The 12,776-nt window shown below is 52.1% G+C and carries 8 protein-coding genes and 5 tRNA genes; all 13 read right to left on the bottom strand.

What is annotated here, in order from left to right; all coding sequences use genetic code 11:
* Positions 1-567: 567 nt before the first annotated feature.
* On the bottom strand, positions 568-2,397 hold the full coding sequence (gene glmS / locus FE784_RS37170; RefSeq protein WP_139607332.1) for a glutamine--fructose-6-phosphate transaminase (isomerizing): 1,830 nt from the start codon (positions 2,395-2,397) through the stop codon (positions 568-570).
* Positions 2,398-2,997: 600 nt separating this feature from the next.
* Positions 2,998-4,338 (bottom strand): phosphoglucosamine mutase, encoded by a 1,341-nt coding sequence (glmM, locus tag FE784_RS37165; protein WP_139607330.1) that lies wholly within the window; start codon positions 4,336-4,338, stop codon positions 2,998-3,000.
* A 47-nt stretch (positions 4,339-4,385) separates the two neighbouring features.
* Entirely contained in the window at positions 4,386-5,654 is a 1,269-nt protein-coding gene (locus tag FE784_RS37160) for a CdaR family protein (protein ID WP_139607328.1), read from the bottom strand.
* The gene (gene cdaA, locus FE784_RS37155) at positions 5,647-6,477 is read right to left on the bottom strand and encodes a diadenylate cyclase CdaA (protein WP_139607326.1); all 831 of its coding nucleotides are present in this window, start codon (positions 6,475-6,477) and stop codon (positions 5,647-5,649) included. Before cdaA ends, FE784_RS37160 begins: the two co-directional genes overlap by 8 nt.
* Positions 6,478-6,750: 273 nt before the next feature.
* Positions 6,751-7,359: a zf-HC2 domain-containing protein gene (locus FE784_RS37150; protein WP_139607325.1), complete on the bottom strand. Its 609-nt coding sequence runs from the start codon at positions 7,357-7,359 to the stop codon at positions 6,751-6,753.
* A 92-nt stretch (positions 7,360-7,451) separates the two neighbouring features.
* Positions 7,452-8,024 (bottom strand): RNA polymerase sigma factor SigW, encoded by a 573-nt coding sequence (sigW, locus tag FE784_RS37145; protein ID WP_139607323.1) that lies wholly within the window; start codon positions 8,022-8,024, stop codon positions 7,452-7,454.
* Positions 8,025-8,064: 40 nt separating this feature from the next.
* Positions 8,065-8,958 carry an EamA family transporter gene (locus FE784_RS37140; RefSeq protein WP_139607350.1) on the bottom strand — a complete coding sequence of 298 codons (894 nt, stop codon included), beginning with the start codon at positions 8,956-8,958 and terminating at the stop codon, positions 8,065-8,067.
* Between the two features lie 145 nt (positions 8,959-9,103).
* The gene (gene ppc, locus FE784_RS37135; RefSeq protein ID WP_139607322.1) at positions 9,104-11,899 is read right to left on the bottom strand and encodes a phosphoenolpyruvate carboxylase; all 2,796 of its coding nucleotides are present in this window, start codon (positions 11,897-11,899) and stop codon (positions 9,104-9,106) included.
* A 337-nt stretch (positions 11,900-12,236) separates the two neighbouring features.
* Positions 12,237-12,307, bottom strand: a tRNA-Gly gene (locus FE784_RS37130).
* A 68-nt stretch (positions 12,308-12,375) separates the two neighbouring features.
* Positions 12,376-12,449: transfer RNA gene (locus tag FE784_RS37125), tRNA-Pro, on the bottom strand.
* Positions 12,450-12,470: 21 nt separating this feature from the next.
* A tRNA-Arg gene (locus tag FE784_RS37120) sits at positions 12,471-12,547 on the bottom strand.
* A 10-nt stretch (positions 12,548-12,557) separates the two neighbouring features.
* Positions 12,558-12,632 (bottom strand) — tRNA-Gly (locus FE784_RS37115).
* 11 nt (positions 12,633-12,643) lie between these two features.
* Positions 12,644-12,724 (bottom strand) — tRNA-Leu (locus FE784_RS37110).
* Positions 12,725-12,776: the final 52 nt, after the last annotated feature.

The following is a 12,776-nucleotide window of genomic DNA, read 5'->3' as shown; positions in this document are numbered from 1 at the left end:
TAGCTACTCCGTGCATTTGATTTTCAGGGTAGCTTAATGGATAAACCTTTTCAAAGACATCCGCTGGCGATCCCCTCGAGTCCAAATAATCTCCCAAAAGTAAGAAACACTTTACAAAGGGACATTCTGTAAAGTGTTTTGCAGAAAGGCATACTTTCTGACACAGTCTGAACGGACAAAAGGCCATCGAAGTAATCGACGGCCTTGCTGACAATTCAAATTTCGTTTCCGTTAGTTGAGCACTACTTGCATACCATTATGAGATACCTTAAGCCCCTTCTGAGACCAATGGTTCGAGTAGAGACGAGAACGTATCGTAGCTTCTTGTAAGGAAGTAAGGGCCGCAAAAGGTGACCCAGGATACTCTCATGCTCTTGAAAAAAGCCGAAACAAATTCAGGAGATAATCCTGAATCTGTTTCGGCTTTTATATGAGAGTTACACTCTTTATTATTCAGTTACACTCTTTATTATTCAGTTACAATCTTTTTTATTCAGTTACAGAGTATATTGTTCAGTTACAAACAGTATTTAACGCATTCACATGATTTCTGCAAGTATACCAACCTCACTCCACCGTTACCGACTTCGCCAAATTCCGCGGCTTGTCGACATCGTTTCCACGGGCAAGCGAGGCGTAGTAGGCAAGCAGCTGCAGCGGAATAACCACCAGCGCCGGAGCCAGCAGGGCGACAGTGCGCGGAATTTCGAACACGAGATCGACCGATTTGGCAATCTCATGGTTGCCCTCGAGCGCAATCGCGAACACTTGCGCGCCCCGTGCCTTTACTTCTTTAATATTGCTCACGGTTTTCTCCAGCAAATGCTCCTGGGTGGCCAGCGCGATGACAGGAATGCCTTCCTCGATCAGCGCAAGCGTGCCGTGCTTCAGCTCCCCGGCCGCATAAGCCTCGGAATGGATGTACGAGATTTCTTTCAGCTTCAGCGAGCCTTCTTGCGCTACCGCGTAATCGGAGCCGCGTCCGATGAAGAACAAGTCGTCATGCTCGGCGATTTGCTCGGCGTATTGCTTAATATCTTCGGCGTGGAGCAATATTTGCTCCACCTGCTCCGGCAGCTTCTGAAGCGCTTCGATCGTCTCGCGGATATAGGTCGCATCTTGCGTACCGAGTGTTTGGGCGAGATGAAGTCCGAGCAAGTAAAAGGCGATTAATTGCGACGTGTACGCTTTGGTCGAAGCAACCGCTATTTCCGGTCCGGCCCAAGTGACGATAACATCGTCCGCTTCGCGTGAAACGGAGCTTCCTACTACGTTCGTAATGGCGATGACGCGGGCGCCGCATCGTTTCGCTTCCCGAAGAGCGGCCAGCGTGTCTGCGGTTTCGCCGGATTGACTGACTACGATAACAAGCGTGTTCGGGGTAATGATCGGAGCGCGATAGCGATATTCCGACGCTACGTCCGTTTCCACCGGAATGCGAGCCAACTGCTCGATGACCGATTTCCCGACTAGTCCCGCATGGTAAGCCGTTCCGCAGGCGACAATATGAATGTTATGAATGTCCCAAATCTGCTGCGGCGTAAGCTTCACTTCGCCAAGGACGACCCGCTCCCCGGAACCGTCGATCCGGCTCCCTATCGTATCCCGGTAAGCCTTCGGCTGCTCGTGAATCTCTTTCAGCATAAAATGATCGAATCCGGCTTTTTCCGCCGTCATCAGATCCCAATCGACATAAAACGTTTCCCGGGAAATAAAATTCCCTTCGATCGTACGCAAATCGACACCGTTCTGCGTCAAAACGGCCATTTCCCCGTCGTTCAAAATATACACGTTGCGCGTATATTCCAGAATCGCCGGAATGTCGGAGCCGATAAAATTTTCCCCGTCCCCGACACCGATAATAAGCGGGCTTGCGAGCCGTACGGCAACAAGCTTCTCGGGCTCATGCTCGGTCAATACGCCCAGGGCAAACGCTCCGGTCATTTTCTTGACCGCCTGCTGTACCGCCTTCACGATGTCTCCTTCATATAGGTCGGCAATCAGGTGCGAGATGACTTCCGTATCCGTCTCCGAAACGAACCGGTGTCCTTTTGCCGTCAGCTCTTCCTTCAATGTCATATAGTTCTCGATAATGCCGTTATGAACGACGGAAAACTTCATCGAATTGTCCGTATGCGGATGGGAATTCACGTCCGACGGCTTTCCGTGCGTCGCCCACCGGGTATGTCCGATACCGATCGTACCGTCAAGCGGCTCCTGCTCCAGCTTGGATTCCAGCACTGCAAGTCTTCCCTGCGCCTTTTTGACGGTCAGGCCGCTCTCCGTAAATACGGCCAAACCGGCCGAATCGTACCCTCTATACTCCAGCTTCTTCAAGCCGTCCAACAAGATCCGCTGCGAATTCCGCTTTCCCACATAACCCACAATTCCGCACATAGGTCCATACCTCCGATAAATTGGATGAATTTGAACCTGTGCGCCCTTGTACGAAAACTGAAGCTGCGCATGCCAAAACAAACGTACGATCGTACGATTTTTTTCGTGTGCTATTCCGTTTTCAAAGAACGCAGCAAGTTCATCGTTGTTTTCTGATCATGACTTATAACTGAATCGACCGGCCCGAACACAACCCTCTTCGGTTTCATTTCGAAAGGGCGGTTCATTTTGTCGGTCTAACTTACGCATCTCGCGGAAATCTTGTCAGTCCGGTTGCCCGAACCTTTTGCCTTTCCGCTTTCGGCCAGATGCCATTGCCGAGAGGTCCCCGCCGACTGTTCCGAACACCTCTACCTCGTCCGCTCGCTATAGTTGGTCCGGCACGCCCTTATCCGATCCGGCGGCCGCAGCAAGCGCAGGCGCTTCGCTTACGTAACCACTATCCACCTTTCTATTCCAGAGTGATAGTACCATCATATTCAAAAACGGCACCGGATGCAACTCGCAAATATAATGAAACGAACCGCAAAACACCAAAAATCCCCCGGATGCTCGTCCGGAGGACTTGTTTTCGATACATTTCGTATCAATCGCTTTTATTTAAACAAGCTCCAGCTTCACAACATCGACAATTTCCGCAACATAGGCTTCTACCGTAGATTTGTCCGGCCCTTCGGCCATAACGCGAACAAGCGATTCCGTGCCGGAAGGACGAACAAGGACGCGCCCGTTCCCCGCAAAACGCTGCTCCACATCCCGGATCACATTCTCGATCACGGCATTGCCCTTCAATTTGCTTTTGTCCGCTACCCGCACATTCACGAGCACCTGCGGATATTTTTGCATCAAGCCTTTCAGCTCGCTGAGCTTCCGGCCGGATTCCACCACGGTCCGCACGAGCTGCAAGCCGCTCAGAATGCCGTCTCCGGTCGTATTGTAGTCCAGGAATATGACATGGCCGGATTGCTCTCCGCCAAGGTTATAGCCGCCTTTGCGCATTTCCTCCATCACATACCGGTCGCCTACCGCGGTTTGAAGGGCATTGATGCCAAGCTTCTCCGCTCCTTTGAAAAAGCCGAGGTTGGCCATTACGGTCGTCACGATCGTATCCTGCTTTAGCGTTCCTTCCCGCTTCATCGCATCGCCGCAAATGCTCAATATATAGTCGCCGTCTACTTCGGTTCCCGTATCGTCGATCGCGATCAAGCGATCCGCATCGCCGTCGAACGATAACCCGAGATCGGCCTTGACGCGAATGACTTCCTCCTTCAGCTTCTCCGGATGAGTCGACCCGCAGTGATCGTTAATATTGCGGCCGTTCGGCTCTGCGCCGATCACGTGTACCTCGGCCCCAAGCTCGCGAAACACCTTCGGAGCAAGCTCGTAAGCCGCTCCGTGGGCGCAATCGAGCACGATCTTAAGCCCTTGGAACGAACGATTGACCGTTGTTTTCAAAAATTCGGTATAACGGAATTTGGCCTCCGCATCATCGTGGACCGTCCCCAAATCCCCGCCTACCGGACGAGGCAGCTCATCGACCGGCGCATCCAGCAGACGCTCGATTTCCAGCTCCGTCTCATCGAACAGCTTGAACCCGTCGCTGCCGAAAAACTTGATCCCATTGTCCTCCACCGGATTGTGCGAAGCCGAGATCATCACTCCCGCATCCGCCCCGGACGTCCGGGTCAAGTAGGCGACTCCCGGCGTCGAGATGACGCCCAGACGGACGACGTCCGCTCCGATCGACAACAGCCCGGCCACGAGCGCAGCCTCCAGCATAGGACCGGATACGCGCGTATCCCGTCCGATCAGCACGACCGGCTTCTCCGCATGCTGGGTCAGCACATATCCGCCGCTGCGGCCGATTTTATAGGCAAGCTCCGGAGTCAACTCTTTGTTGGCCACTCCGCGAACCCCGTCAGTACCGAAATATTTCCCCATCTGGTTCTATTCTCTCCTTTGAATACTCCCATAGTGCCAATCCTGTTCTAATTTAGGCCGCTTGTTCCCCGAGCCTGTAGCCCCCCGTTTTCGGACGACTTCGGGGTAATCTCCACTATAGCCTTCGTTTCCGTATCTACTTTTTTGACGAACTGGGGCAAATTTACGTTTACGTTGACCGTATGCTCCCCCGGAGGCAGATTGCTGACGTCCACGATCGCCTGCACGTCCTGCGGCTTCAGCTTCTGCAGAGTAGCCGGAGCCCCTTCGACGGTAACGTTCATCGTACCGGCTGCCGGGGTCTTGATCCGGGTATCGAAATTGTTGTTTTCCCCGATAATCGTAATCGGAAGCTGCGGGAACGTTCTTTTGTCCGACGGCACGACTTGAACCTTCACTTCAACCTTGGACGGATCGACAGTCGTTATCCTCGATTTTAACGGTACGTCCAGCGTATAGATTTGATCCGCCTTCAATCCGTTCAAATCGACCTGCGGCCCTTCGTAGAAATCGAGCGTGTTTAGCAGCTCCTGCGGTCCGTATACGGTAATTTGGTCGATCGAAGGCTGGAACTGCGATATGCTGTATCCGGCTGCCGGCTCTCCGACTATTTTCAATTGCAACGGCATTTTTTTGAACGGCTGCGTAATCGGCACCTCTACGTCGACAACGGTAGGATTAATCGAGACTCCCAGCTCCTTGCCATTTTTGTCGAGCACCACCAGCTTGACCTGCTTCGTAATGGCGGCTTGCGCGTTCTCGATATTCACGTCGGCCTTGACCGTTATCGCCTCGTCCATCAATCCGCTGGGCAGCGTAATGATCGCGCGATTCGGCTTCGCGACCGGCTGTCCGGCTTTGAATCCGTTCGCGGGATTGCCGATCAGATTGACCTGCACCGGCACCTCTTTCATCTGCTTCTCCTCAAGCACCACCTTGGCATATGGCGGAAAAATCGATACCTTGATGCCGGCGGGAAAATCTTTGGCGATCAGCGAAAGCGTATTTTCCCCCACCTTGGCGCCGTTCAAATCGAGAACGATTTGATATTTGTCCGTGGTGCTCACTTTTTTCAAAGCAGATTCTTTGCCTTCCAACCGGATCATGACCTCGGTCGGGTCCATGGTGGCGATATGGAATTTGCCCTCGTCGTATATCGGCGTAACCTTGACGTTATAAATCGTCCTCTCCTGATTGGTAGAGAACCCGTTTCCCGTTGTCGAGCCTTCGTCCAAATGAACGACGGCCCACAGCAAAATACCGAGCAGCAAAGCGATAACCTTGACAACATTTGGATTGCTCAGCCACTTATCCATTGCTCGGCTCTCCTCCTTTCCGCTTCCAGAAAGGGGTCTTTTCCTTCGCCTTCGCCTTCGTCTTCGGGCGCAATTCCTCGAACAGCTTCGAGACGAGCGATTCTTCCTTAATATCGCGGACGATTTGTCCGTTGATCGCCAGCGAAACTTGTCCCGTTTCCTCCGAGACGACGACGCATATCGCATCGCACACTTCGCTCATGCCGATCGCCGCCCTATGGCGCGTACCGAGCTCTTTGCTGATGAACGGATTTTCGGACAGCGGCAAATAGCAGCCTGCGGCCATAATCTGGTGTTTGCGTATAATAACGGCCCCATCGTGCAGCGGCGTATTCGGGATAAAAATATTGATCAAAAGCTCCGACGTAATTTGCGCTTCCAGAGGAATTCCCGATTCCAAGTAGTCGTTCAGCCCGGTTTCCCGTTCGAACACGATGAGCGCGCCGATTTTGCGTTTGGACAAATGGTTGACCGCCTTCAAAATATGCGAGATACGGCTCGTCACATCATGCTCTTCGTCCGACGAGGAGGAGCCCCTGAACAGCTTCCCTCGCCCCAACTGCTCCAACGCCCGGCGCAGCTCCGGCTGGAAAATGATGATGACCGCAAGAACGCCGAACGTGAACATCTGATTCATCATCCACTGCAGCGTATTCAGATTGAACCATATGCTGAGCGCCCAGGCCAGAACGACGACGACGATCCCCTTCAGCAGTTGGATGGCGCGTGTCCCTCTTACGAGCAAAATGAGTTGATAAATGACATAGCTTACGATCAGAATGTCAATGATATCTTTAATTCGGATTTCCGTCAAAAGTTCCATGCCTGTTCCCCCACAGCCCTTCGGAGCCTTCTCTGTCTGTTATACAATAATAACATATTTCCGAGAAAAAACCTCGCTTTGCCTTCATGTTGCAGGGCCGATTCTTTCTACGAAATCCGACAAATTCATCCAAAAAGCGATTTCTATCTACAATATCGGCAATTGAGCCGTTCCAGGTTTCTTTTTGGTTAGGCTTTTAACGCTCCGCTCCCCAAAAAAGGTCAAAAAAAACCCGCATGCCGCGGCGAATCGAATTCGCTTACGCACCCGGTTTTATTTGACGAACATGGAGAACAGCTGGTTCAATTTGAACCATATCCATTCGACCGCCTGATTGACGCTCGTAATGTCTCCGGATATTTGAGCCGTCGATGCAAGCGCGTAGTTGCCGTCGATGACGACCAAATTGCCGTTTATTTTGCCGTTCACTTCGATTTGTCCGTTCTCTATGATCAGATTGCCCTGCACCGTATGCCCTTCGGGCACTACTACCGTATTTCCTTTAATGACGACCTGTTCGAGATCGGAACCGTGCACGACAAGCTGCGTGTCCTCATTCCACATCGTCAAGAAGCTTCCCAGCATGACCACCAGGAAGATGGCCGCTACCGATGCCGCCGGATGGCGGCGCGGCCACTTCACCCATGCCGACCGCTTGGTCGGAGCCGGCAAGCTTTGCATAATGGCCGATGTCGTCATGTGACTGGGCGCATAGACCGGCTTCAAGGAAGAGACTAGCGCTCCCGCCTTCTCCAGCTTCGTATACCGTTCCTGGCAGCTTGCGCAGCCGATCAGATGCTTCTTTAATTGCGCCGCCTCGGGCCCCGTCACATCTCCGTCCAAATAATCGTGCATTAAAAGGATGGCTTCTTTGCAATCCATAACTCGTGCCACTCCTTTCCTTGCTTTCCTTCGCATAGTATATCGTATTGTACAATACGTGCAAGCATCGAATGCGTTTCAACATTTCCGACTTACAGTACAGATTCTTTTTCCAGACGCTCGCGCAAATATTCCCGTCCCCGGTGTACCCGCGTCTTGACGGTCGTGACCGGCATATCGAGCACTTCGCTAATTTCCTGCAGCGACATGTCGTGCAAATACCTTAATATGACGGCCGATTTATATTTCTCCGGCAGCGAATCGATCGCTCTGCGCACCTGCTCCTGCGTCTCCGACAGCAGCAGCTCGCCCTCCGGGGTCCGATCGTTGCTGGCCAGCATCGAGTACCAGTCGCTTCCTTCGCTGTCGTTCACTTCGGCATCCAGCGAATAAGAAGCTTTCCGCTTGCGGAGACGATCGATGCACAAGTTCGTGCCGATGCGATAAATCCACGTCGAAAATTTTTGCGTCTCGTCGTACCGGTTCAAATTCGTGTAGACGCGCAAAAACGTTTCCTGCACCACGTCCTCCGCTTCCTGTACATTATGCAGCATCCGGTAAGCGAGGTGATAGATTTTATCTTTATACAGGTCGACCAGCTCGCTAAACGCGCGACGATCGCCGTTACGGGCCAGCTTGGCCAGCCTCGTTTCCACAAAATTCACCGACATTCCTCCCATCCCGGCATGCGCAGCGTAATTCGGCTCAGCCCGGCTTTACCGATCCGGACGTCCGGATTTCCGAGACGACAATACCGAGAAGTATCAACACCATTCCTATCCACTGCGAAGGCAGCACCCGCTCGTCGAGTATGAAAAACGCCCCCGTCAACGCCACAGGCAGCTCCATCGAAGCAAGCATGGCGGAAAGGGAGCTGCCGATTTTCGGGATCCCCATATTAAAAAATAAGGTGGGCAGCACGGATCCGAGCATCCCGAGCAGGATCCCCCATCCGAGCAAAGCCTCGATATTTGCCGAAAATATGGTATGCGGCGGATACACGATATACAGCACCGGCAGCGACGCAGTGAGCATCACGGCGGATTTCATGCTTGCATGCAGCGTTGTGCGAACTTTTCCGGCCGCAAACAAAAACAGACTGTATGTACAAGCGGACAATAATCCCAACAGCACCCCGAGCGGCTGTATCGTCTCCAAATTGTCCGACGACAAGTTAACCGCGAGCATCGTTCCCGCCAACACGAATACGACAGCGATAATCTGATTCCGCGAAGGCCGTGTCCTCGTGTAGATACATTCCATCAAGATCGTGATCCAAGTAAATTGGAACAATAACACGATCGACAAGGAAGCGTCCAATTTGGATAACGTATTGTTGTAGAAAAAAGTGGTAAGCGCCAGACCGAAAATGCCGATCAGCGACAAGCGGATCCACGGATGACGAAACGGATTAGCCCACGATTTCCGATTAAGCAGCACGAGCAACCACAAAATGGCGGTTCCCATCGTAATCTGGCTCGCGCTGACCTGCACATCGCTGAATCCCCGCTCATAAGCCATTTTAATAAATGGGGAAAGCAAACCGTAGCTGGACGCACCGAGCAGTACCAGCACGACGGCGATCCATCGGGATGCCATTCCATTCAAAGTCCATTCACGCTCCCGCAAAGATAGCCGTTCTCTTTCTAAGAGTACATTTTTTTACGAAAAAAGTCGAGAACCGTTCCACTGGAAACGGCTCCCGACTTGATAGGACCATACGATATAGATATTGCGGGCCGGATCAGCCCGTATTCCGCAAGCCGGCTGCTATGCCGTTGATCGTGAGCAGCACTTCCCTGAGCAATTTCGCGCCGTCTTCCGAATTTCCTTCGAGCGAGCGGAGCTCGGTAAGAAGCTGCACTTGCAAGTAGCTCAGCGGATCGACGTAAGGGTTCCGCAGCTTGATCGACTCTTGAATGACCGATTGGTTATCCAATATCTCCTTTTGACCCGTAATTTGCAGGATCAGTTGGGACGTCAATTCGTATTCGTTGCGAATTTGTTCGAAAATCCGTTTGCCGGCTTCCGTATTTTTCGACATTTGCGAATATTCCTGGGCGATCAGCATGTCTGCCTTGCCGAGCGCCATCTGCAAATTATCGATCGTCGAGCTGAAGAACGACCATGATTCGTACATTTCCTTCAGCTTGCGCAAATTGTCCGGGTTTCCTCGGTAATAAGTTTGCAAGCCCGATCCCGCCGCATACCAAGCCGGGAGCAAGTAACGGCTTTGCGTCCAGGCAAATACCCATGGAATGGCTCGCAAGTCTTCGAACCGGTCGCTCCCTTTACGCTTGGATGGCCGTGAGCCGATGTTCAGCTCCCCGATCTCCGGCAGCGGAGTCGATTCCTTGAAAAACTGGTAAAAATCCGAATCCCGGAAAATGAGATCCTGGTATTTCGTCTGCGATTGCTCCGATATCGACTTCATAATCGCTTCGTATTCTTGCTCGTCAGCCGAATTTTGCGGCTTCTTCGCCAAATACGCGCTTGTGATCAAAGCGGAGGTAGCCTGCTCCAGACTGCGGTAGGCGATCCCCTTGAGGGCATAACGGGAAGACAGCACTTCGCCCTGCTCCGTTATTTTAATGCCTCCGCCGATCGTCTCGGGAGGCTGCGCCAAAATGCTCCGGTTCAGAGGCATACCGCCGCGCCCGAGCGCTCCGCCGCGTCCATGGAAAAATTTCAGCTTCACTTGGTGGCGTCTGGCCGTTTTCGTAATATCTTTGAGCGCTACGCGCAGCTCCCAGTTCGCCGTCAGCACGCCGCCATCCTTATTGCTGTCCGAATAGCCGAGCATGATTTCTTGAATATTGTTGAAATCGGGGATGCTGTCGCGGTAAGCCGGTATGCTGAATACCGTCTCCATAATACCGGGTGCGGCATGCAAATCTTCGATCGTCTCGAACAAAGGCGCGGGCTGAAGCGTACAACGCACCGTGCCGTCCGTCTCGCGGCGGTACAGGCCGACCTCCTTGCCCAATACCATAACCTCGAGCAAGTCGCTGGCGCCTTGCGTCATGCTGATCAAATACGTCGTGATGCATTTGGGTCCAAACTCGGCTTGCGCCGCTTTAATCGCCTTATATACGCTGATGACTTCCATCGTCGATTCCGAATACTCCAAATAAGGAGACATAAGAGGACGCGGGTCGTTAAGCAGCCGGCTCAGCAAAGCGATTTTCTCATCCTCGGAGAGCGACGAATAGTTGCTCGCGATATTCATTCTCGCCAATATTTCATTCATAGCCGATTCATGCTCTTTGCTATGCTGACGCACGTCCAGGCCGGCCAAATGGAAGCCGAACAGCTCTACCTGACGGATAAGCTTCCGAATATAAATATTCGCCGTATAATCCGCGTAGTGGTTTCGCAGGCTGCGATCGATCAGGTAAAGATCATCAAGAAGCTCTTCCGGAGCAGAGTATTTGGCTTTTGTGTTCTTAGAGCCGTGATTTTGCGTATTCGCAATTTTCTCGACCATATAGGTCAGCTTGATCCGGTAAGGCTCGTTGTCATTGCGCCAAACGTCCTCGGATTTAAGCCGTATATTCTGCTTGTCCAATTCGATGGAAGCGAGCAGCTCCGGCGAAACCTGCACGATATTCGTACTGAAGCTCAAATGGTTCATGAGCTGGACGAGCTGCTGCTCATATTTTTTGAGCGCCAGCTGACGATGCAGCGTCAATGTCTCCCAAGTAATTTGCGCCGTAACCGAAGGGTTGCCGTCCCGGTCCCCGCCGATCCACGATCCGAAACGCAAAAAGGTCGGAATGGCCCAATCCGAATCCGGGTAATATTTAGTAAGGCAGCGGTCGAGCTCCTGATACACTTCCGGAAGCACGTCGAATAACGTCTCGTCGAAATAATACAAGCCGTTGCGCACTTCGTCCAATACGGTCGGCTTCCGGTCGCGCAGCTCGTCGGTCTGCCAAAGCGTAAGCACCTCGCTGACCAGCTTCTCGCGCAACTGCTCCCTCTCCCGGTTCGTCAAGGACGGGTTATCCAATTTCATGACATCTTCCGCAATACGTTGGTGAATTTCCAGCACGACGCGTCTCGTCGCTTCGGTCGGATGCGCGGTCATGACCAGCTCGAGTGAAATGGTTTGCAGCATATCCTGCAGTTCGTCGGCCGAAACGTCCCGCTTGCTCAGCTCGGCAATCGTATTCTCAATCGAGCCCGGTTGGATCTTCTCTCCGGCTGATCGATCATAGTCACGTTTCCGACGAATACGATGGTTCTGCTCGGCAATGTTCACCAATTGAAAATAAATCGCAAAAGCCCGGACGACGTTATGCCGATCTTCCGGACTCAGCGAACCGATTACTTTTTTGAAATCCTGCAAAAGCGCCGGATCCGAAGAGGCCCGCAGCGTCTTGCTCATTTCTCGAATTTGCTCCTCGAGATTAAGCAGCTCCTGACCGCCTTGATGAATGAGCACTTCTCCAAGGATGTTCCCTAGGAATCGAACGTCTCGACGTAACAGTTGATTGCTGGAATTGCCTTGCGTCGTATCTATTGTTGCTTCAGTCATAGTAATTCCCTCCATATCCTTAACACATTCGACAAATTTTACGGCATTCCTGCTTTAAAGCGATAACTGTCCATGTATACACAAAAAAGACCTTATCGGTCCGCATCATCTCTCGAAAGCGATTACCGAATGCCTTTATTGCCAATGGCCTTGTAACTTGCATGTCCTTTCTATCTTAGTTGGAACCAAAGTATAATTCAAGTGCAAAAATGTCCAATCGTTGCATTGCTTCCCATTTACCCGAATCATAAGCAATTGAACCGGATTTAATCTCAAATAAAGCCCGTGCAACAAAAAAGACGGTAAGCCGTATTCCAGCTTTCCGTCTTTTTTATGAAGCGGGTGATGGGAATCGAACCCACGCTACCAGCTTGGAAGGCTGGAGTTCTACCATTGAACTACACCCGCAGATCCACCCGCAAAAGCGAAATTCTTCCGAAGCTAACTCCGATATCTTTTGCGGGTCCATTCATAAGTCGGGACGACACGATTTGAACATGCGACCCCCTGGTCCCAAACCAGGTGCTCTACCAAGCTGAGCTACGTCCCGATACAACATATTGAAAGAAAATGGCGTGCCCTGAGAGATTCGAACTCCCGGCCTTTTGATTCGTAGTCAAACGCTCTATCCAGCTGAGCTAAGGGCACAAACTTATATTGGAGCGGACGACGAGATTCGAACTCGCGACCCTCGCCTTGGCAAGGCGATGCTCTACCACTGAGCCACGTCCGCATTGAAGATGATGCGCGTGGAGGGACTTGAACCCCCACGCCGAAGGCGCCAGATCCTAAGTCTGGTGCGTCTGCCAATTCCGCCACACGCGCTTCAGGGAATGTGAGCCATGTAGGACTCGAACCTACGACACCCTGATTAAAA

The organism is Paenibacillus hemerocallicola, assembly GCF_006265175.1.
Classification (GTDB): Bacteria; Bacillota; Bacilli; order Paenibacillales; family NBRC-103111; genus Paenibacillus_AB; species Paenibacillus_AB hemerocallicola.
This window is presented reverse-complemented; position numbering and strand designations above follow the sequence as displayed.